General features: G+C 68.0%; 15 protein-coding genes. 3 read left to right on the top strand and 12 right to left on the bottom strand.

All coding sequences use genetic code 11. The annotated features are described in order from the left end of the window. Positions 1-11: 11 nt before the first annotated feature. The 3 genes from MLP_RS03975 to MLP_RS03965 form a co-directional block, all read right to left on the bottom strand. Positions 12-1055, bottom strand: a complete 1044-nt coding sequence (locus MLP_RS03975; RefSeq protein WP_013861719.1) for a 1-aminocyclopropane-1-carboxylate deaminase — start codon at positions 1053-1055, stop codon at positions 12-14. A 296-nt stretch (positions 1056-1351) separates the two neighbouring features. Continuing rightward, on the bottom strand, positions 1352-3631 hold the full coding sequence (katG, locus tag MLP_RS03970; protein WP_013861718.1) for a catalase/peroxidase HPI: 2280 nt from the start codon (positions 3629-3631) through the stop codon (positions 1352-1354). Between the two features lie 43 nt (positions 3632-3674). After that, complete coding sequence (locus tag MLP_RS03965) at positions 3675-4133, bottom strand: Fur family transcriptional regulator (protein WP_013861717.1); 459 nt, start codon at positions 4131-4133, stop codon at positions 3675-3677. A 90-nt stretch (positions 4134-4223) separates the two neighbouring features. Between MLP_RS03965 and MLP_RS03960 the strand changes: the two genes are divergently transcribed. From MLP_RS03960 to MLP_RS29190, 3 genes are read left to right on the top strand one after another with little or no spacing between them, the layout of a single operon-like run. After that, positions 4224-7265: an FtsX-like permease family protein gene (locus MLP_RS03960; protein WP_013861716.1), complete on the top strand. Its 3042-nt coding sequence runs from the start codon at positions 4224-4226 to the stop codon at positions 7263-7265. Further along, on the top strand, positions 7262-8143 hold the full coding sequence (locus tag MLP_RS03955) for an ABC transporter ATP-binding protein (RefSeq protein WP_013861715.1): 882 nt from the start codon (positions 7262-7264) through the stop codon (positions 8141-8143). Before MLP_RS03960 ends, MLP_RS03955 begins: the two co-directional genes overlap by 4 nt. Beyond that, a complete protein-coding gene (locus MLP_RS29190) occupies positions 8140-8748 on the top strand; it encodes an ATP-binding cassette domain-containing protein (RefSeq protein WP_013861714.1) in 609 nt (202 codons plus the stop codon). Before MLP_RS03955 ends, MLP_RS29190 begins: the two co-directional genes overlap by 4 nt. Before the next feature lie 120 nt (positions 8749-8868). Here MLP_RS29190 and MLP_RS03945 read toward each other — a convergent pair whose 3' ends face one another. From MLP_RS03945 to MLP_RS03905, 9 genes are all read right to left on the bottom strand, one after another. Then, positions 8869-9864 (bottom strand): polyprenyl synthetase family protein, encoded by a 996-nt coding sequence (locus tag MLP_RS03945; RefSeq protein WP_013861713.1) that lies wholly within the window; start codon positions 9862-9864, stop codon positions 8869-8871. A gap of 62 nt (positions 9865-9926) precedes the next feature. Next, positions 9927-11495: an NADH-quinone oxidoreductase subunit NuoN gene (gene nuoN / locus MLP_RS03940; RefSeq protein WP_013861712.1), complete on the bottom strand. Its 1569-nt coding sequence runs from the start codon at positions 11493-11495 to the stop codon at positions 9927-9929. A 1-nt stretch (position 11496) separates the two neighbouring features. Further along, positions 11497-13062: an NADH-quinone oxidoreductase subunit M gene (locus MLP_RS03935; protein ID WP_041789700.1), complete on the bottom strand. Its 1566-nt coding sequence runs from the start codon at positions 13060-13062 to the stop codon at positions 11497-11499. Positions 13063-13069: 7 nt separating this feature from the next. After that, on the bottom strand, positions 13070-14992 hold the full coding sequence (gene nuoL / locus MLP_RS03930) for an NADH-quinone oxidoreductase subunit L (RefSeq protein WP_013861710.1): 1923 nt from the start codon (positions 14990-14992) through the stop codon (positions 13070-13072). A gap of 10 nt (positions 14993-15002) precedes the next feature. Next, positions 15003-15302: an NADH-quinone oxidoreductase subunit NuoK gene (gene nuoK / locus MLP_RS03925; protein WP_013861709.1), complete on the bottom strand. Its 300-nt coding sequence runs from the start codon at positions 15300-15302 to the stop codon at positions 15003-15005. Continuing rightward, entirely contained in the window at positions 15299-16195 is an 897-nt protein-coding gene (locus tag MLP_RS03920) for an NADH-quinone oxidoreductase subunit J (RefSeq protein WP_013861708.1), read from the bottom strand. The genes nuoK and MLP_RS03920 overlap by 4 nt, the downstream gene beginning before the upstream one ends. Then, the gene (gene nuoI / locus MLP_RS03915) at positions 16192-16824 is read right to left on the bottom strand and encodes an NADH-quinone oxidoreductase subunit NuoI (RefSeq protein WP_013861707.1); all 633 of its coding nucleotides are present in this window, start codon (positions 16822-16824) and stop codon (positions 16192-16194) included. Before nuoI ends, MLP_RS03920 begins: the two co-directional genes overlap by 4 nt. Further along, positions 16824-18212, bottom strand: coding sequence for an NADH-quinone oxidoreductase subunit NuoH (nuoH, locus tag MLP_RS03910; RefSeq protein WP_013861706.1), 1389 nt, complete (start codon positions 18210-18212; stop codon positions 16824-16826). The genes nuoI and nuoH overlap by 1 nt, the downstream gene beginning before the upstream one ends. A gap of 1 nt (position 18213) precedes the next feature. After that, complete coding sequence (locus MLP_RS03905) at positions 18214-20679, bottom strand: NADH-quinone oxidoreductase subunit G (RefSeq protein WP_013861705.1); 2466 nt, start codon at positions 20677-20679, stop codon at positions 18214-18216. Positions 20680-20762: the final 83 nt, after the last annotated feature.

Genomic DNA, 20762 nt, shown 5'->3' with positions numbered 1-20762 from the left:
GTTTGTCACTCCTAGTGCGACAGCTCCCGTTCGGGCGAACCCAGCCCTGGATAGCCGGCGTACGCCGACAGCGCCGGCTGACCGCCCAGGTGCGCGTACAGCACTCGTGAACCAGCGGGGATCTCACCGGAGCGGATCATCCCGATCAGCCCGGCCATCGACTTGCCCTCGTACACCGGGTCGGTGAGCATCCCCTCGGTGCGGGCGGCGAGCTGGATAGCAGCAACGGTCTGGGCATCCGGCAGGCCGTAGGCGGGCCCCACGTAGCCGTCGACCAGAGTCAGCTCGTCGTCGCGGAGCGGCCGGTCGAGCCCGACCTTCTCCGCCGTGTGACTTGCGATCCGCCAGACCTGGTCGCGGGTCTGCGCCAGCGTCCCGGAGGCGTCGATCCCGAGCACACGCCGACCAGGACGATCCGAGAGCGAGAAGCCGGCGATCATCCCGGCATGGGTCGAGCCGGTGACCGTGCAGACCACCACGTGGTCGAAGAAGATCTCTCGCTCCGCTTCCTGGGACTCCACCTCGACCGCCCAGTTGGCGAAGCCGAGTCCGCCGAGCGGATGGTCCGAGGCGCCGGCCGGAATCGGATAGGGCTTGCCGCCGGCTGCGACCACCGAGTCCAGCGCCCGCTTCCACGAGTCGCGCATCCCGATGTCGAAGCCGGCCGGATCGATCCGGATGTCGCCGCCCATGATCCGAGTCAGCTGGATGTTGCCGACCTTGTCGTACGCCAGGTCGTTGTAGTCGACCCAGCCCTCCTGGACGGTGACCGCCTTGAGCCCGAGATGGCAGGCGACGCCGGTGACCGCCCGCGTGTGATTGGACTGGATGCCGCCGATCGAGACCAGCGTGTCGCAGCCGGTGTCGATGGCGTCGGCAGCCAGATACTCCAGCTTGCGCACCTTGTTGCCGCCGAACGCGATGCCGGAGTTGCAGTCCTCCCGCTTCGCCCAGATCTCCACCTTGCCACCGAGCGCCTCCGACAGCCGCGGCATCGGATGGATAGGCGACGGTCCGAAGAGCAGCGGTTCACGGCGGAACTCGGCGAGGGTCATAGGGGTCAGGCTAAACCAGGCGTGCATGTAACCCGGCGCAGCGCAAGCCAGCGCGGCCGGGAGTGCAGGAGCGATCGGGCCAGGACACGCTCTTCGTCCTGGCCCGATCGTGACGAACGAGTGGCCTAGAGCGCTGGCGAGCAGCGCCAGAATTGGCGCGCAGCGCCAGCCAGCGCGGCCGCTGGCGTACCGACAGATCTGCTCGGGTTTGTCGGCATTGCTCGATCTGCTGATAGTGCAGAACCGACAAACCCGAGCAGATCCGGGAAGGGGCTAAACTTCAGCGCCCCCTCAACTCACCTGTGCAGGTCGAACCGGTCCAGCTCGGTCACCTTGGTCCACGCCTTGACGAAGTCGCGGACGAACTTCTCGTCCGCGTCGTCGCTGGCGTACACCTCGGCGAGGGCCCGCAGCTCGGAGTTGGAGGAGAACACCAGGTCGGCACGGGAGCCGATCCAGGTCGCCTCACCGGCGGAGTTGGTCGCCTGGAAGGCGTGCGAACCCGGATCCAGCGGCTTCCAGGTGTTGCCCAACTCGAGCAGATTGACGAAGAAGTCGTTGCTCAGCACCCCCGGCCGATCGGTGAGCACACCGAGCTTCGAGCCGTCCCAGTTGGTGTCCAAGACCCGCAGACCGCCGACCAGCACGGTCAGCTCAGGCGCGCTCAAGGTGAGCAGGTTTGCCTTGTCGACCAGCAGGTACTCCGCGGGCAGCTCGGCGTATTTGCCGTAGTAGTTGCGGAATCCGTCGGCGATCGGCTCCAGGTAGCCGAACGACTCGACGTCGGTCTGCTCGGCGCCCGCGTCGCTTCGACCCGGGTGGAACGGTACGACGATCTCCACACCGGCGGCCTTGGCCGCAGCCTCGACACCCGCGTTGCCGGCCAGCACGATCACGTCGGCCAGCGACACCTTCTTGTCCCCGGCCCCCTCATTTCCGGCTTGCGCATCATTGAACCGGGTCTGGATGCCCTCGAGGGTCTCCAGCACCGAGGCGAGGCCGACCGGATTGTTGACCTCCCAGTCCTTCTGCGGTGCCAACCGGATCCGGGCGCCGTTGACGCCACCCCGCTTGTCGCTACCGCGGAACGAGGATGCCGCCGCCCAGGTGGTGGCGACCAGCTGAGACACCGACAGGCCGGACGCCAGGATCTGCTCCTTCAGCGCGGCCACATCGGCCTCGTCGATCAGCTCGTGGTCGACCGCCGGCAGCGGGTCCTGCCAGAGCAGATCCTCGGCCGGCACCTCGGCACCGAGATAGCGCGACTTCGGCCCCATGTCACGGTGGGTGAGCTTGAACCAGGCCCGCGCGTACGCATCGGCGAACTCGTCCGGGTGCTCGTTGAACCGCTGGGAGATCGGCCCGTAGATCGGGTCGAAGCGCAGCGACAGATCCGTGGTGAGCATCCGCGGCTCGCGACGGGTCGACGGATCGTGCGCCAACGGCACCAGGTCGGAGCCGGCGCCGTTCTTCGGCCGCCACTGCCACGCACCGGCCGGCGACTTGAACAGCTCCCACTCGTAGGAGAACAGGATGTGGAAGAACTCGTTGTCCCAGCGGGTCGGGTGGTAGGTCCAGGTGACCTCCAGACCGCTGGTGATCTGATCATCGCCCTTGCCGGACCCGTACGCGTTCGCCCAGCCGAGGCCCTGCTGCTCCAGCGGCGCAGCCTCCGGATCCGGGCCCACGTTGCTGTCCGAGGCAGCGCCGTGGGTCTTGCCGAAGGTGTGCCCACCAGCGATCAGCGCGACGGTCTCCTCGTCGTTCATCGCCATCCGCTTGAACGTCTCGCGAATGTCGTGGGCCGCCTTCAGCGGATCCGGCTCGCCATTGGGGCCTTCCGGGTTGACATAGATCAGGCCCATCTGCACGGCGGCCAGTGGACGGTCGAGCTCCCGGTTGCCCTTGTAGCGCTCGTCGCCCAGCCAGGTGGTCTCCGGGCCCCAGTAGACGTCGTCATCGGGCTCCCAGGAGTCCACCCGGCCGCCGGCGAAACCGAAGGTCGTGAAGCCCATGGACTCCATCGCGGCATTGCCGGCCAGCACCATCAGGTCACCCCAGGACAGCGACTTGCCGTACTTCTTCTTGACCGGCCACAGGACGCGACGCGCCTTGTCCAGGCCCACATTGTCCGGCCAACTGTTGAGCGGCGCGAACCGCTGCTGCCCGGTGCCCGCACCCCCACGGCCGTCGGTCACCCGATAGGTGCCGGCCGCGTGCCAGGCCATCCGGACGATCAGCGGCCCATAGTGACCGAAGTCCGCCGGCCACCAGTCCTGGGAGGTGGTCAGGGCCTCAACGATGTCGGCCTTGACCGCGGCCAGGTCGAGCGCGGAGAACGCAGCCGCGTAGTCGAAGCCCTCGTCCAGCGGATTGGACACCGCCGGGTTCTTGGCGAGGATCTTCAGGTTCAGCTTGTTCGGCCACCACTTCTCGTTCGCCGAGCCCGAGGTCGGGTGCGGCTGCTGCTCGCCGTGGATCACCGGGCAGGCGCCGGCGGCGGGGGTCTCCTCGCCGGTCACCGTCGTGGACTCGGTCTCCTCGGCCGTCACGACGGGGGTGTCGCTGTCAGTCATTGCTGTCCTATCTGTGAGTGGTTCCACCGATTGCGTGGGGAGTTCATGGCTGCTGATTGGTCGCGGACGTCGCCGCCGCGCAGGGGGCGCAGAGACCCCAGAAGGTGACCTCGGCCTCACGGATGACGAACCCGTGGTCGTCGGAGGGGGTCAGGCACGGTGCCGAACCGACGACGCAGTCCACGTCCACCACCGTGCCGCACTCGGAGCAGATCAGGTGGTGATGATTGTCGTTGACCCGCAACTCGAACAGACCCGGATGCCCGGCCGGCTCGATCCGGCGTACCAGCCCGGCGTCGGCGAAGTCGCTCAACGCGTTGTAGACCGACTGCAGGCTGGTGCCCGGCACCGTGGGCAGTACGCGGTCGAGGATGTCGTCCGCTCTGGCATGTGGGTTGGTCCGAAGCGCCTCGAACACGGCCCGCCGAGATTCGGTCACCCGCAGCCCGACACCACGAATCGCCTCGTCGACGCTCGGCGTCGGCGGTGACTGGGTGACCATGTCCGGAGACTAGCACTCTTTTGAGTGATCCAAAACAATTCCTCGATGGGGGCACCCTGCGGTGAACTGTCGACTGGTTAGGGTGACTGAATGGCGGTGATCCGGCGCTTCGGGGTCTGGCAGCTGGCCCGCCGCGCGCTGTGGCAGCACCGCGGACAGACCCTCCTGCTGATCCTGGTTGGTGCCCTCATCAGCGGCGCGGTCATCTTCGCGGCCGGCTACCAACGGCAGGTGCAGCAGGCCATCGCTGACGCTACCTTCGCCGCCGATGGCCCTGGCAATGCGTGGCGGCTGACCGGCCTGCAGCAGGCTGACCTGCGATCGATCCTGCCGAGCGAGACCGAGGAGCTGTTCGGAGATCCGATCGCCGGCGCTACCGTCCGGTCGAGTTGGAGCAGCGCCCGATTCAGCATGGCGGTCCAAGGAACTCTGAGCTGGCGGCAGGACCTGTGCGACCACGTGGTGATCGTGACGGGCCGCTGCCCCACCGGTGAGGCCGAGGTGATCGTCGCCGCCGAGGACAGCAACGCGTACGGGGCCCGGCCCGGCGACGTCTTGGAGATCGGCGCGACCGGCGGGAGTCCCCAGGAGGCGACGGTGTCCGGGGTCTACCAAGCCCGCGACATCGCCGACCCCTATTGGTTCGACGTGCCACCGGTCGGTCGATCGGGCTTCGACGAGAACGGTGTTCCGCACGCCAATCCGCTGTACGCCACCCAGGACCTGATCGTCGGCTTCCAGGTCCAGCACTCCCTCGAGTTCCGGCTGGACAAGCAGGCGCTCGAGCTGGCAGACCTGCCGACACTCTCCGCGGCGACCTCGGAACTCATCGCGCAGGCAGCTCAACACCAAGGCAGCTTGACGACGTCCATCCCGGACAGTCTCGACCACATCGCCGGCGAACGATCCCGCGCCCGCGCGGGCCTGGCGTTGCTGTTGACCCAGCTGGCCGCGCTGGCCGTGGTCGTCGTCGGTCTGCTGGTGAGTGTGACACTCGCCGCACAACGTACCGAGCTTGGGCTGGCGCGACTCAGAGGTGAACCGACCGCCCTCCTGCGCCGGGAGGTTCTCGGGCGCTGGGCCGCCGCAGCCGGGCTCGGCTGGGCACTGGGCTGGCTGCTGGGGCTCGGGCTGCTGACGGTGACGTCCGGCCAGTTGCCCGGCGACCGAGCCCTGCCGGTGTCGCCGGTGCTGATCCTCGCACCAGGCCTCGCCCTGCTGTTGCTGCTCACGGCAATGGTCCCGGCCAGTCGACAGCTGCTGGCCCAGCCGGTCGTCGGGCTGCTTCGGGCGGTCCCACCGTCAGCGCGTGGTGGAGGACGCTCCGACCTGCTCATCGATCTGTTGGCGGTCACAGTCGGGATCGGCGGCGGCGTCGTCGCGCTGCAGGTCGGCACGGACAGCGTGATCGGGCTGCTCGTCCCGGCCTTCGCCGCGATCGCACTCGCGGTGGCCCTGCATCGCGCCATCGGGGGCGTTGCCGCAGTCGTGCGAGCCCGCTGGTCGGGGCGTCCGAGGTCATCGAGTGTCCTGCTGACCATGGTTCTCCTGCTCCGGCTCCGCGGCTCGCGGATCATGATCGTCACCATCTGCCTAGCGACCGCTGTGGCGACGTTCGGCCTCCAGTTGCTGCTGATCGGCAGCGCCGCGCGGCGCCATATCGCCGAGGTCAGCACCGGCGCCGCCGAGGTGTTCACCGTCTCGAGCGATCCCGCCACCGTGCTCCGGGCATTGGACACGATCGATCCCGGCCGAGCGACCGGCTCGGCCGCCACGAGCGTCGTCGTGGTCACCCGTCGGGTCGACGAGGCCGCGGTCCGGGGGATGTTCGTGGAGCCGAACATCTTCGCGCACCGGGCACTGGGCGCCGGGCTGACCGTCGGCCAGCCGGACTGGGACGCGATCTCGGCCCCGCCGATCGCACCGATCGAGCTCCGCGGCGACAGCGTCGAGCTGTCCGTCGGCGCGCATTGCGACCTGCGAGCCACCGAGGCGAACCGGACCGGTACGTCCGCAGCGGTCGGTCTCGAGCTGCTCACCGCGCGGGGCCGACCGCTGAGACTCCAGCTGGGTCGGATGCCGTTGGCCCCGGGCCCGGCTCAGCGACTGCGCCAACCGGTCGACTGCGCCGACGGCTGTCGGCTGCTGCGGATCACACTCGAACCGAACGGCCCGATGGACGGCACGGTCTCGCTGACCGGACTGCACGCCGTGCAGAACGGCCGGCCGATGCCCGTCAACCTCGGCCAGGGCGAGAGCTGGCAGTCGTTGCCGGTGCAGACGCCCAATACCGAGGTGGCCAGGAGTTCCGCGCCCGGTGGACTGCAGTTGACGGTGCGGACCGGTGGTACGCCGGGTGGTGTGCAGCATGCCTGGCTCCCCGGACTGGTCCCCGTGCTGGATGCCGGCAACGGCAGGCTCGGCACCAACCCGACGATCGCTGCCCCGGACGGCTCGCCGCTGTCGGTCCACCCGGTGGCCGCCGCCGACGACGCTGTTCCCCGTGAGCTCACCGGAGTCGCGGTCGCGGACCTCGACTCCGTGCTACGGGGCGGTGCCGGTCCGGTCGGTGATCGCACCTCGGTGCAGGTCTGGCTCTTCGATGCCGCTCGGACCTCCGAGATCACCCGGGGACTCCTCAACCACCAGATCAGGATCATCGGAAGCGACCAGTTGTCGGCGGCGCTCGCGGCGCAACGCACCACCGCGGCTGCGCTCACCGCTGGGGTCATCCCCGGCTTCGTCGGCGCCGCCGGAGTGCTTGCCGCACTGGGAATGGCCTTGGTCATGGCGGGCCACCGCGGTGTGCTCGCTCGCGACCTGGTCGGGCTGGCCGTCGCCGGGACCCGCCGGCGAACCTTGCGCCGGAGCGTCTATGCCGCCTATCTGGTACCGGGACTGCACGCCGTCGCGTCCGGGGTGGTAGCCGGCGCACTGGGCTGCGCGCTGGTCATCGCCGATCTGCCCTTGGTGCCGGACGCACCGGCCGTGATCGGCATCGATCGAGCGTTGCACCTCGAGGCCCTGGCCTGGTGTCTGGCAGGGTCAGCGGCCGTCGTCGGGATCATCGTGCTGCTCGGCACCCACCGACTCGCAGCCCGCTCCGCCGAGGTCTTGAGGACGTCGCGATGAGCGGCCGTGAGCCGACCGGTGTCGGGGTGGTCACCCGCGATCTGGTGCACGTCTTCCATGCCGATGGCCACGATGTCGCGGCGCTCTCGGGTGTGAGCCTGACCGTCACCGCCGGCGAGCTGGTGGGTTTGCTCGGCCCCTCCGGCTCGGGCAAATCGACACTGCTGCTGGCCTGTGCCGCGCTGCTTCGACCGACCGCCGGCCGGTTGCTGCTCAACGGCACCGACATCGTCAGGCTCCCCGATGCCGAACGGGATCGGCTCCGGACCTCGACCATCGGCATGGTGTTGCAGGGTGCCTCTCGCAACGTCCTCCCCTATCTCACAGTCGCCGAGAACATCCTCCTGGCGCAGCGTGCCGCCCAGCGGACCGGCGCCGATGTGCCGGAGCCGGCAGCCGTGCTGGAGCTGATCGGGTTGACCGAGCCCGACAGCGCCCGGGCGGATACCCTTCGGCCAGGAAGCCGGCAGTTGCTGGCTCTGGCCTGTGGCATCGCCCACCGGCCGCGGTTGCTCCTTGCCGACGAGCCGACCAGTCGGCTGGCAGCCGCGGAGCGGGATAGGGTGCTGGCTGCGCTCGACACGCTCAACGACCGCTGGGGCACCACCGTCGTGCTCGTCACCCATGACCCGGCGGTCGCCGCCGCGTTGCCGCGTACCGTCACCATCCGCGACGGCCGGATCGGCGCCGAGGGACGACGGGGCCAGGAATACAGCGTGATCACCGCCGACGGCTCAGTGACCTTGCCCGCCGAGGTGCTGGCCGACCATCCGCCGGGCACGCTGCTACGGATCGAGCGGGCCGGCCCGGGGCTGCTGCTCTCCCCCGTCGGTGACGATCCGGCCGGCACGGAACCCAGTGGCAAGGAGGGCCGATGACAGCATCCACCGCACCGCGACTTCAGTTCGATCACATGGTCGTCGGCGACCGACCACCGCTCACCGGGACGGTCCAAGCAGGCGAGATGGTGGGCCTGACCGTCTGGGAGGCCACGGAGGTGTTCTTGATCGCCGCCGGCTTCGGTGCGCCGGTGGCAGGCGAGGTCACCGTGGACGGCCAGGCGATCGCCGGTCGCGAGGCTGCGCTGGCTGCCGGAGTAGCACTGATTCCGGACGGTGGCGCCCTCGCCTCGCTGCTGACGGCGTACGAGAACGTGGTGCTGCCGCTCGTCGATGGTCGCTTCTCCGGTGACGACCCGGTCGGCGCAGCCCACGAGGCGCTGGCAGCGGTCGGTCTGGGCGAGAGCGCCGATCACCTGGTGGAGGAGCTCTCCGGCGGTCAGCAGCAGCGGGTGTCGATCGCCCGCGCACTCGCCACCGCTCCGCGTGTGCTGCTCGCCGACCAGGTGACCACCGACCTCGATCCAGCCAACCGGGCCCGCGTACTGACACTGCTTCGCGATCTCACCCGCACCGGAGCCGCGGTGCTGCTGGCCAGCGACGACCCCACCGTGATCGAGTCCTGCGACCGCACCCTCAACTGACCGATCCCCCGACGAGCCCCCGACGACAACGCGTTCCTGCTCGATCTTGTCGGCTTTGCTCTATCTGCAGATCGAGCAAGACCGACAAACCCGAGCAGATCCCGTCGCAAGCGCGCTAGCTCACGCCGAGCGGGTTACCACCGTGTCGCAGAGTTCGGCGAGGGCGTCGCGGGCGGGGCCGGCGGGGAGGTCGGCGAGATAGGAGCGGGCGCGTTCGGAGCGGCGGCGTACCTCGGCGCGGGCCTGCTCGATGCAGGGATGGGCCCGCAACAACGACAGTGCCTCGGCGAGATCGGCATCATCACTCAGGTCGGAGTCCAGGAGTGCCAGCAGCCGGGAGTCGGTCGCCGAACCAGGATCAGCGTGCCGCCGGAAGAGCAGGGTCGGCAGGGTCGGGATGCCCTCACGCAGGTCGGTGCCAGGCGTCTTGCCGGTCTCGTCGGAGGTGATGTCGATGATGTCGTCCGACAGTTGGAAGACGGTGCCGATCTCCTCCCCGTACGCGGCCAGTGCCCGCTGCACCCCGGGATCGGCCCCGGCCACCTTGGCTCCGAACAGCGCCGAGGTCGCGATCAGCGACGCGGTCTTGTCGGCGACCACCTTGAGATAGTGCTGCAGCGGATCGGCATCGCCCGGGCCGACGGTCTCGGCGATCTGTCCCTGCACCAGTCGGGCGAACGTGCGGGCCTGCAGCCGTACGTACTCGGTGCCGAGCTCGGCGACGACTTCCGAGGCCCGCGCGAACAGGAAGTCCCCGACCAGGATCGCGACCGTGTTCCCCCAGCGAGCGTTAGCACTGTCCGAGCCCCGGCGCAACCGGGCCTCGTCCATCACGTCATCGTGGTAGAGGCTGGCGACGTGCGTCAGCTCGACCACCAGCGCGGCCCGGACGACATCGTCGATCGGCGCAACCGCGGTCACCGGATCGAGCTGGGAGGCCAGCACCACGAGCAGCGGCCGGAACCGCTTGCCGCCGGCTGCGATGACATGCTGCGCAGCCTCGGTCACCATGGGCGAGTCCGCCTCCGCGATGGCAAGCAGAGCGGACTCGATCTCGTCGAGTTGTTCGCGGACCGTCGCCTCCCAGGAGACCTCCCGCGTCCCGGAAGCCAGCACTACACTCCTCGATCCTCAGCCGCCCCGCTCGACCATCGAACGAGTGAGGACCCTATTGTGACTCAGCGGACGAACTCTCCGGCCATTTGCGCAAGTTCGAGCACCGGACCAGGGAACAGTCCGAGACCCACCGTGGCGACCACCGCAATGCCGACCGCCACCAGCGTTCCGGTGCCCGGCTTGATCACCTTCACCGGGCCAGCCTCCGGCACCGCGAAGAACATCAGCACGATCACCCGGACGTAGAAGAACGCGGCGATCACGCTGATCACCACCGCCGTGACGACCAGCCACTCCGCGCCGCCGTTCCAGGCGGTCGCGAACACGGCCCACTTGCCGATGAAGCCGCTGGTCAGCGGGATCCCGGCGAAGCTGAGCAGGAACAGGGTGAAGACCACGGCCGCGGCCGGCGAGCGCCGGTACAGGCCCACCCAGCTGGACAGCTGGGTCGCCTCTCCGCTGGGGTCTCGGACCAAGGTCATCACGGCGAACGCGCCGATGGTCGCCGCGCCGTACGCCACCAGATAGAACATCACCGCGGAGACACTGGTCAGCCCGTTCGGCCGGCCACCGGAGATCAGCTGCGAGGCACCCACGAACGCGGTCATCAAGAAGCCGGCGTGCGCGATCGAGGAGTAGATCAGCATCCGCTTCACGTCGGTCTGGCTGATCGCCACGATCGAGCCGACAGCCATGGTGGCCACCGCGATGATCGCCATCAGCGGCTGCCAGTCCCAACGGTCCGCGCCGAGCGCGACGTAGAACAGTCGCATCAGGGCACCGATGGCGGCGATCTTGGTGCAGGACGCCATGAAGGCAGTGACTGCGGTCGGCGCTCCGACGTACACGTCCGGGGTCCAGGAGTGGAACGGCACGGCGCCGAACTTGAACAGGAGTCCGATCCCGACCAGCGCCATCCCGGCCAGCAGCAGCTTGGACTCCGAGCTGCCGCCCCGCAGCGCGGCGTCGATGGCGGCGAAGTCGAACGACCCCGCGTAGCCGTAGAGCAGAGCCGCGCCGTACAGGAAGATCGCCGACGACATCGCGCCCAGCAGGAAGTACTTGAGCGAGGCCTCCTGGGACAGCAGCCGCCGCCGGCGAGCCAGTCCGCAGAGGATGTACAGCGGCAGCGACAAGACCTCCAGTGCCAAGAACATGGTGATCAGGTCCGAGGCCGCCGGGAACAGCATCATGCCGGCCAGGGCGAACAGCGCCAGCGGATAGACCTCGGTGTGCTCGACACCGGCCTTGACGGCCTCGTCCTCCTCAGCAGTGCCCGGCACTGCGGCCGCCTGCGGTGCGAAGATGCTCGCGCCGTTCTCCGCGGTCCGGTCCGCGATCAACAGGAACGAGATCGCGCCGAAGATCAGCAGGATGACCCACATGAAGTAGGTCGGACCGTCGATCGCGACCGATCCCTCGGCCGCCACCTTCGCCGGCTGCCCGGCCCAGTTCTTCAAGGTCATGAACAACGCGGCGGCGATCGACGCGTAGACGATGGTCAGCTGCGCGCCTCGGCGACTGCCGCGAGGCACGAACGCCTCGACCAGGACTCCCAGGCAGGCGCCCGCGAAGACCAGGATGAAGGGCATCAACAGCCCGTATTCGATGCTGGGTGCGGTGATTTCCATGTCAGCGACCCCCCTCCGCCGTGACCCACGGTTGCGGGTCGCTCACTCCGACGTGCTGCATTGTGGCCTGCACCGCCGGCTCGATCACGTCGAGCATCGGCTTCGGGAAGAAGCCCAGCACCAAGACCAGGATGACCAGCGGCGCGATGGCCAATCGCTCCCGACCGCTCAGGTCGTCGGTGACGGTCCGCTCCACCTCGGGTGTGACCGGTCCGGTCATGGTGCGCTGGTACATCAGCAGCATGTAGAGCGCGGCCAACACGATGGTCACGGTGGCCACCGCGGCGAAAGCCGGGTGCCGGCTGAAGGTGCCGGCCAGCACCATGAACTCCGAGACGAACGTCGACAGACCGGGTAGCGAACATGTGGCCAGTGCCGCAAACATCCACAGCGAAGCGGCGACCGGGGTGTTCGTCTGCACACCACCGAACGCGAACACATCGCGCGAGCCACGCCGTTTGATGAAGTAGCCGACGATCAGGAACAACAAGGCGGTCGACAGCCCGTGGTTCAGCATGTAGAACGTCGAGCCCACCATCGATTGGGTGGTGAAGGCGAAGATGCCCATCACCATGAAGCCGAAGTGGCTGATCGAGGTGTACGCGATGAGCCGCATCAGGTCCCGGCTGCCGATCGCGGCGATGGCGCCGTACAGGATCGAGATCACGGCCAGCACCAGGACCACCGGTGTCGCCCACTGGGACGCCTCCGGGAACAGACCCAGGCAGAAGCGGATCATCCCGAAGGTGCCGATCTTGTCCATCAGGCCGACCATCATGGTCGCCCCACCGGGATTGGACTCCTCCGCCGCATCGGGCAGCCAGGTGTGGAACGGCACCATCGGCGCCTTGATGGCGAACGCGAACATGAAGCCGACGAAGAGCCAGCGACCGGTGCCGGTGGCGATGTCCAGCTGGCTGAGGTCGGAGAGCAGATAGCTCGGCTCACCGGCCCGGGCCGAGAGCACATACAGCCCGACCACGCTGGCCAGCATCACGAATCCGCCGAGCAGGCCGAAGAGCAGGAACTTCACTGCGGCGTACGAGCGGCGAGCACCGCCGAAGCCGCCGATCAGGAAGTACATCGGCAGCAGGATGGCTTCGAAGAAGACGTAGAACATGAACACGTCGGTGGCAGTGAACACGAACAGCGAGAGGCTCTCGACCACCAGCACCAAGGCGAAGAAGACCCGGGCGTCGTACTTGGGCGCGGGTGCCGCCTGATTGCCGGAGGCGATCCAAGCAGCCTTACCACCGTCGAAGTCGTTCCAGCTGGCCAGGATCACCAGCGGGGTCACGAAGGTGACCAGCAGCACCAGGGTCAGCCCGATGCCATCAACGCCGAGGGCGTAGTGGACACCGAAGGGCTTGATCCAGGTGACCTGCTCGTTGAACTGCATGCCGCCGCCGGGCTGGAACCCGAACAGCACACCCAGCGACACCGCGAAGGCGAGCACGGAGACCGCTAGTGAGAGCGACTTCGCGGCGCTGCCTTTGATGAAGATCAAGAGCGCCGCGCCGACCAGTGGCAGCAGAGCCAGGACAGTCAACCAGGGAAACACTGTCATTCCTTCCTCAGCCGAGCCGTCCGAGCGCGATGACCGCACCGACGACGACGGCCCCGAGGACCATCGTCAGCGCGTACGAACGCACGAATCCGTTCTGAACCTTGCGTAGCTGCCCGGCGATCTGGGAGACCACCGAGCCGGTGCCGTTGACGGCTCCGTCGATGCCGTCGTCCTCCACCCGCAGCAGCCCGTCGGTGAGCGCCTGGCCCGGCCGCATGAACACGGCCTCGTTGAAGGCGTCACCGTAGAGGTCGTTGCGGGCCGCGAGGGTGAACGGGGACCGGCTCTCCGGCGCCGTGCTCGGGATGTCCTTGCGCGGGCCGAAGACCACGAAAGCCACCGCGATGCCGGCTGCCACCAGTGCCATGGTCGCGATCCCGACCGGGGTGACATGCAGCAGGCTCGGCGCGTGACCCTCGGCGTGCGCGATGCCGAACGCCGGATTCAGCCAGCCACCGATCCAGTTGTTCAGCACCAGGCCACCGGCGAAGGACATGATCGCCAAGATGATCAGCGGCACCGTCATCACCAGCGGCGACTCGTGCGGATGCACGCCCTTCAACCAGCGCTTCTTGCCCAGGAAGGTCATCAGCATCAGCCGGGTCATGTAGAACGCGGTCACACCGGCGCCGAGCATCGCCAGCGCACCGACGAACGCGCTGCGTTCGAAGGCGGCCTCGATGATGTGGTCCTTGGAGTAGAAGCCGGCGAAGAACGGGAAGCCGATGATCGCCAGATAGCCGGCGGCGAAGGTGAAGAAGGTGATCGGCATGACCCTCGACAGCGCTCCATAGTGCCGCATGTCGACGTCGTCGTTCATGCCGTGCATCACCGAGCCCGCGCCGAGGAACATATTGGCCTTGAAGAAGCCGTGCGTGAGCAGGTGGAAGATCGCGAAGGCGTAGCCGGCAGGGCCGATGCCCGCGGCCAGCATCATGTAGCCGATCTGGCTCATGGTGGAGCCGGCCAGCACCTTCTTGATGTCGTCCTTGCCGCAGCCGATCCACGCACCGGCCAGCAGCGTCACCGTGCCGACCACGACGACAGCCGTGGCTGCCGTCTCGGTCTGCTCGAAGACCGCGAACGAGCGGGTGACCAGATAGACGCCGGCGGTGACCATGGTGGCCGCGTGGATCAGCGCCGACACCGGGGTCGGGCCCTCCATCGCGTCCAACAGCCAGGACTGCAGCGGCACCTGAGCCGACTTGCCGCAGGCGCCGAGGAGCAGCAGCAGACCCATCGCGGTGGCGATGGTCGGCGGCATCGAAGCGGCACCGTGATTGACGTCGACGAAGGCCGAGGAGCCGAAGGAGGCCAGCATCAGCATCACGGCAAGTGCCATGCCGATGTCACCGACCCGGTTGACGACGAAAGCCTTCTTGCCGGCGACCGCCGCCGACGGCTTGTGCTGCCAGAAGCTGATCAGCAGGTACGAGGCGAGGCCCACGCCTTCCCAGCCGACGAACAGCACCAGGTAGTTGTCGGCCACCACCAGCAGCAGCATGGCGGCGACGAAGAGGTTGAGGAAGGCGAAGAACCGGCGGCGGCGCGGATCATGCGCCATGTAGCCGATCGAATAGATGTGGATCAGGCTGCCCACACCGGTGATCAGCAGCACGAACATGATCGACAGCTGATCGATCAGCAGACCGACGTTGATGCTCCAGTCGCCGGAGGCGATCCAGGTATATAGCGGTACGCCGACAGCGCGCGCACTCTCCTCGCGGCCCAGCAGCTGGACGAACATGCCCAGCCCGATCACGAAGGACGCGATCGGCGCCAACGTGCCGAGCACGTGGGCCCAGGCGTCGCCGGCCTTGCCGATCAGCAGCAGGATCCCTGCGCTGACCAGCGGAATGACGATCAGCAGCCAGGCGTAGGAGAAGAGTCCCTCGGCCGCGACCGGGGTGACCACCTCGAGTAGGTTCACCGATCTCTCCTCAGAACTTCAACAGGTTCGCGTCGTCGACCGAGGCCGAGCGCCGGGTTCGGAAGATCGCCACGATGATCGCGAGTCCGATCACGACCTCGGCCGCAGCAACCACCATGACGAAGAAGGCCGCCACTTGTCCGTCCAACGCGCCGTGCACTCGGGCGAAGGTGGCCAAGGACAGGTTGGTCGCGTTGAGCATCAGCTCGACGCACATGAAGGCGACGATCGCGTTGCGCCGGGTCATGAACCCGATCAAACCGATCGTGAACAAGATCGCCGACAGGCCGATGTAGTAGTCGGGATTCACTGGTGCTCACTCCCTCCGCCGGTACGGGATTGCCCAACGTTGCGAGCGACGTCGCGGCCCTGGCTGCCTGGATTCGGCAGGTCGTCGGGCCCCCCGCCACCGTCTTCGTCTTCGATCTCGCCCAGGATCCGGCGGATCGGGCTGGACAGCTCGTTGATGTCGGCCACCGTGCCGCGCGCCTTCAAGGTGGCCGAGACCGACAGCTCCGACGCGGTGCCGTCCGGCAGCAGCGCCGGGGTATCGACCCCGTTGTGCCGGGCGAAGACACCCGGGCTGGGCAGCGGGCCGGGGTGCTGACCGGAGTCGGCGTACTTCTGCATCCGCTCGGTGACCAGCTCGATCTGGTTCTTCTTGGGCTTCAGCCGCTCGCGGTGGGCGAGCACCATCGCGCCCAGCGCCGCGGTGATCAGCAGGGCCGCGGTGGCCTCGAAGCCGAACACGTACCGCTTGAACAGCAGTGCCGCGATCCCCTGCACGTTGCCGCCGTGGTCGGTGTTGGCCGCCTGCAGACCCACCGCATCACCGACTACGGCGTTGCCGACCGCGAAGACCAGCAGCAGGCCGAATCCGATCCCGCCGACGACAGCCCACACTCGCTGACCGCGGATGGTCTCCACCAGCGAGTCGGCCGCGTCGACGCCGATCAGCATCAGCACGAAGAGGAACAGCATCAAGATCGCGCCGGTGTAGACGATGATCTGCACCACGAACAGGAACGGGGCGTCCTGGGCGGCGTACTGCACCGCCAGCGAGATCATCACCACCGCCAGGCACAGGGCCGAATGGACGGGCTTGCGGGACAAGATGATGCCCAGCGCGGCCAGCACCATCACCGGCGCGAGCAGCCAGAAGGCCACCTGGGGGCCCGTCACCAACGGGATGAGCACAGTCATCGGTTCGCCTTCTCCCGCTTCTCGGCTTCCTTGGCAGCGCGCTTTCGCTCGTTCCAGCCCTTGATGCCCTGATTCGGGACCGGTGGTCGCCAGCCGCTGATGTCCCCCGCCCGGTCGTCGGGCTTGCCGTTGCCGGGCAACCCGAGGAAGTAGGCCTGCTCGTCCGGTCCGAGTCGGCGTTCGTGCGGGGCCGGCTCCATGCCGGGGAGCAGCGGGCCGAGCAGCTCGGACTTCTCGTAGATGAGCTTGGCCCGGGTGTCGTCGGCCAGCTCGAATTCGTTGGTCATGGTCAGTGCCCTGGTGGGACACGCCTCGATGCACAACCCGCAGAGGATGCAGCGCAGGTAGTTGATCTGGTAGACGCGCCCATAGCGCTCACCCGGCGAGTAGCGCTCGCCGTCGGTGTTCTGGGCGCCCTCGACGTAGATGGCATCGGCCGGACAGGCCCAGGCGCACAGCTCGCAGCCGACGCACTTCTCCAGACCGTCGGGCCAGCGGTTGAGCTGGTGACGTCCGTGGAACCGGGGCGCGGTCACCTTCGGGGCAACCGGGTAGTCCTGCGTGAACGTCTTGCGGAACATCGTGTTGAACGTCACGCCGAAACCGGCGATCGGGTCGAAGACTCCCATCAGGACTGCTCCTCTCGGGTCGTCTGGTCTGAGGTCGCCCGGTCTGGGGCGGGCATCGGTCTGGCGGCACGGCGGGGGGTCGTCGTTTCGGTGGCCTCGCCCTCACCGACGAGCACGTCAGCCAGTTCCGGCAGCTGTTGGTTGCCCTGGGGGGGCACCGGGAAGCCACCGGCGAAGGCGTCGAAGGGCCCGTCCGGCACGGTCTCGACCGGCGACTTGTCTTCCTTGCCGCCGACGAAGGCGAACACGATCAGCACGATCAAGATGACTGCCGCGACCACCCAGAAGGCCGGGGTGGAGAACCAGCCCTCACGGTTGCCCATCCGGAAGGCGGCCACGGCCATCAGCCAGACCAGAGCGATCGGGATCAGATACTTCCAGCCGAAGCTCATGAACTGGTCGTAGCGCATCCGCGGCAGGCTGCCGCGTAGCCAGATGAAGATGAACAAGAAGCCCAGCACCTTGATGGTGAACCAGAGCAAGCCCCACCAACCCTGATCCAGACCGGGAATCAGGTTGAACGGCAGCGGCGCGTGCCAGCCGCCGAGGAACAAGGTGGTGGCCAGCGCCGAGACCGTGATCATGTTCATGTACTCGGCCATGAAGAACATGGCGAAGCGCATCGAGGAGTACTCGGTGTGGAAGCCGCCGACCAACTCGCCTTCGGCCTCCGGCAGGTCGAAGGGTGCCCGGTTGGTCTCGCCGACCATCGAGATCAGGTAGATCACGAAGGACGGGATGAGCATCAGGCAGTACCACATCGGGAAGCGCATGCCGAAGATCTCGAAGTTGGGCACCGCCTGGGCGGCCACGATCTCCGAGGTCGACAGCGAGCCCGCGTAGAGGAACACCCCGACCAGGGCCAGGCCCATCGCGATCTCGTACGAGATCACCTGGGCGCTGGAGCGCACCGCGCCGAGCAGGGAGTAGGTGGAGCCGCCGGACCAGCCGGCCAGCACGATGCCGTACACGCCGATCGAGGCCAGCGCCACGATGAACAGCACCGAGACCGGCAGATCGGTGACCTGCAGCGGGGTGCTCATGCCACCCGGCAGCGGCACCAGCCCGGCCATCGGGATCACGCAGAACACCGTGACGGCGGGAATCGCCATCACGAACGGCGCCAGCATGAAGACGACCTTCTCCGCGTTCTTCGGCGTGAAGTCCTCTTTGAACATCAGCTTCATGCCGTCGGCGAGCGACTGCAGCAGACCGAACGGACCGTTCATGTTCGGTCCCTTGCGGTGCTGCATGAAGGCCACCACACGGCGCTCGTACCAGATCGTGAACAAGGTCATGACCAGCAGGAAGACCAGGGCGAAGACCGCCTTGAGGATGATCAGCCACCACGGGTCGTGCGAGAACAAGTCCAAAGACCAGTCGTTCATCTCATGCCCCTTCGATCCGTACGGGATCGCCGGCTGCGGCCGCCAGGTGCTCGGCGACGTCGTGCCCGCGAGGTCGGGTCGGTAGCCAGACCACGCCTGGCACCATGTCAACGGCCAGCTCGACCGGCAGGGTGATCGAACCGTGGTCGTTGCTCACCGTGACGCGGTCGCCGATGCCGGCGGCCTCGGCCGTGTCCGGGCTGAGGATGGCGACCGGCGGCTTCCCGGTGTCGAGCAGGTACGGCTCGTTTGCGACCGCCGAGCTGCGGTCGATGTGCAGCCGCCAGGTGGCGAGCAGCACCTCCCCGGCGCCGGGCACGGCGGCAGCGGCCGGACCGGCCGACGGTGCCGCGGCGCGATCGCCCGTCCAGGCGCCCAGCTCGATCAGCTCGGCCCTGGCCTGAGCGGCGGTCCGCAGCCCGAGCGGCTTGCCGAGACCATCGGCCAGGGCGGCCAGCACCCGCAGGTCGCTCATCGAACTCGGCTTGGAGAACACCGCGTTGAACGAGCGCTCCCGGCCCTCCCAGTCGACGAAGGTGCCGGAGCGCTCCTCCATCAAGGAGACCGGCAGCACCACGTCGGCACGCTCGGTGACCTTGGAGGCCCGGGTCTCGATGCTGACCACGAACCCGACCTGCTCCAGGCCTTCGAGGGCGGCTTCCGGATCGAGCAGATCGCCCGGGTCGACGCCGGCCACGATGAGTGCGCCGAGCTCATTGTCGCTGGCCGCCAGCAGCATCTCGTCGAGGTCGCGGCCCGGTTCGCTCGGCAGGCTCCTGCTCCCCCAGGTCGCTGCGACATCGACCCGCGCGGCGGCGTCGAGGACGGGGCGGCCACCAGGCAGCAGATTCGGCAGACAGCCGGCCTCGATCGCGCCCCGGTCACCGGCGCGACGCGGCACCCAGGCCAGTCCGGCGCCGGTGCGCTCGGCCAGGTCGCTCACCGCGGTGAGCGTGCCGCCGGACAGCGCCGCGCGCTCGCCGACCAGGATGATCGTCTCCGCGTCCGGGGTCAGTCCGCCCAGATCCGCCAACGCCTCGGCCTCAGCACCCGGCGAGGTGGCGATCAGTGTCGCATTGAGTTTGTGGTTGCCGTTGCTCAGGTACGGCGCGACGGTCGCGACCTGGAGGCCGCATCTGCGCACCGCTTTGCGGAGCCGCAGGAAGATGGCTCCGGCTTCCTCCTCCGGCTCGAAGGCGACCAGCAGCACCCGCTTGGCCCGCTCCAGCTGCGCATAGGTGACGCCGAGGCCGGTGCCGGCCACCGCGTGCGCCAGGAAGTCCGCCTCTTCGCTGCTGTGCGGACGGGAACGGAAGTCGATGTTGTTGGTGCCGAGGATGGCCCGGGCGAACTTCGAGTACGCGTACGCGTCCTCCTCCGTCAGCCGACCTCCGGTGAGCACGCCGACCCGGCTGCCAGGGCTCGCCTGCCGCGCCTGCAGATCGTCCGGATCTGCCGGCGGGTTCATGGCCGCTCGCAGTCCCCGCACCGCGACGTCGATGGCCTCCGGCCAGGAGGCCGCGCGCAGCACCGAGCTGCCGTCCTCGGCGGTGTCCCGGATCAGCGGCCGGGTCAGTCGATCGGTCCCCCGGCCGTACATGAAGGCGAACCGGTCCTTGTCGGTCACCCACTCCTCGTTGACCTCGGGGTCGTCGCCGGCCAGTCGGCGCATCACCTGACCGCGCCGGTAGTCGACCCGGATCGCCGAGCCGCAGGCATCGTGCTCGGCGATGCTCGGCACCGACACCAGGTCGAAGGGCCGGGACCGGAACCGGTAGGACGAGCCGGTCAGCGCACCGACCGGGCAGATCTGGATCGTGTTGCCCGAGAAGTAGGACTGCAGCGGCTCCTTCTCATAGATCCCGACCTGCTGCAGCGCGCCGCGCTCGATCAGCGCGATGAACGGGTCGCCGGCCACCTGCTCGGAGAACCGGGTGCAGCGGGCGCAGAGCACGCAGCGCTCCCGGTCAAGCAGGACGTTCGCCGAGATGTTGATCGGCTTCGGGTAGGTCCGCTTGACATCGTGGAACCGGGTCTCGGCGTAGCCGTGGGACAACGCCTGATTCTGCAGCGGGCACTCGCCGCCCTTGTCGCAGATCGGGCAGTCCAGCGGGTGGTTCATCAGCAGGAACTCGAGGATCCCGTGCTGTGCCTTGTCGGCCACCGGCGACGTGACCTGGGTCTTGACGACCATGCCGGGTGCGACCTCGAGGGTGCAGGAGGCCTGCGGCTTCGGGAAGCCGCGTCCGTTCCCGGCATCGGGCACCTCGACCATGCACTGCCGGCAGGCACCCACCGGATCCAGCAGCGGGTGGTCGCAGAACCGTGGGATCTCCGTTCCGATCAACTCCGCGGCGCGGATCACCAGGGTGCCCTTGGGCACACTGACCTCGACATCGTCGATGGTCAGCGTGACCAGGTCCTCGCGCTTCTCCAGGTCCTGCCCTGAGTTGGCTGTCACGGTCATGAGCGGAGCCTCTCGGGAGTGCAGGAGCGATTCTGGGCGACGCGCCCGCGAGTGAAGCGCGCTGACGCAGCAGAGTCGTCGCA

Origin of the sequence: Microlunatus phosphovorus NM-1 (assembly GCF_000270245.1) — a bacterium.
In the GTDB taxonomy this organism is placed as follows: domain Bacteria; phylum Actinomycetota; class Actinomycetes; order Propionibacteriales; family Propionibacteriaceae; genus Microlunatus; species Microlunatus phosphovorus.
The sequence above is the reverse complement of the archived record's forward strand: the minus strand, read 5'-3'. Positions and strand labels throughout refer to the sequence as shown.

What these genes read in the sequence shown, in the direction of transcription:
- MLP_RS03960 (WP_013861716.1), top strand. Translation starts at nt 4,224, where the DNA reads ATGGCGGTGATCCGGCGCTTCGGGGTCTGGCAGCTGGCCCGCCGCGCG.
- nuoH (WP_013861706.1), bottom strand. Translation starts at nt 18,212, where the DNA reads ATGAACGACTGGTCTTTGGACTTGTTCTCGCACGACCCGTGGTGGCTG.
- MLP_RS03905 (WP_013861705.1), bottom strand. Translation starts at nt 20,679, where the DNA reads ATGACCGTGACAGCCAACTCAGGGCAGGACCTGGAGAAGCGCGAGGAC.
- MLP_RS03920 (WP_013861708.1), bottom strand. Translation starts at nt 16,195, where the DNA reads ATGACTGTGCTCATCCCGTTGGTGACGGGCCCCCAGGTGGCCTTCTGG.
- katG (WP_013861718.1), bottom strand. Translation starts at nt 3,631, where the DNA reads ATGACTGACAGCGACACCCCCGTCGTGACGGCCGAGGAGACCGAGTCC.
- MLP_RS29190 (WP_013861714.1), top strand. Translation starts at nt 8,140, where the DNA reads ATGACAGCATCCACCGCACCGCGACTTCAGTTCGATCACATGGTCGTC.
- MLP_RS03965 (WP_013861717.1), bottom strand. Translation starts at nt 4,133, where the DNA reads ATGGTCACCCAGTCACCGCCGACGCCGAGCGTCGACGAGGCGATTCGT.
- MLP_RS03935 (WP_041789700.1), bottom strand. Translation starts at nt 13,062, where the DNA reads ATGACAGTGTTTCCCTGGTTGACTGTCCTGGCTCTGCTGCCACTGGTC.
- MLP_RS03955 (WP_013861715.1), top strand. Translation starts at nt 7,262, where the DNA reads ATGAGCGGCCGTGAGCCGACCGGTGTCGGGGTGGTCACCCGCGATCTG.
- nuoN (WP_013861712.1), bottom strand. Translation starts at nt 11,495, where the DNA reads ATGGAAATCACCGCACCCAGCATCGAATACGGGCTGTTGATGCCCTTC.
- MLP_RS03975 (WP_013861719.1), bottom strand. Translation starts at nt 1,055, where the DNA reads ATGACCCTCGCCGAGTTCCGCCGTGAACCGCTGCTCTTCGGACCGTCG.
- nuoI (WP_013861707.1), bottom strand. Translation starts at nt 16,824, where the DNA reads ATGGGAGTCTTCGACCCGATCGCCGGTTTCGGCGTGACGTTCAACACG.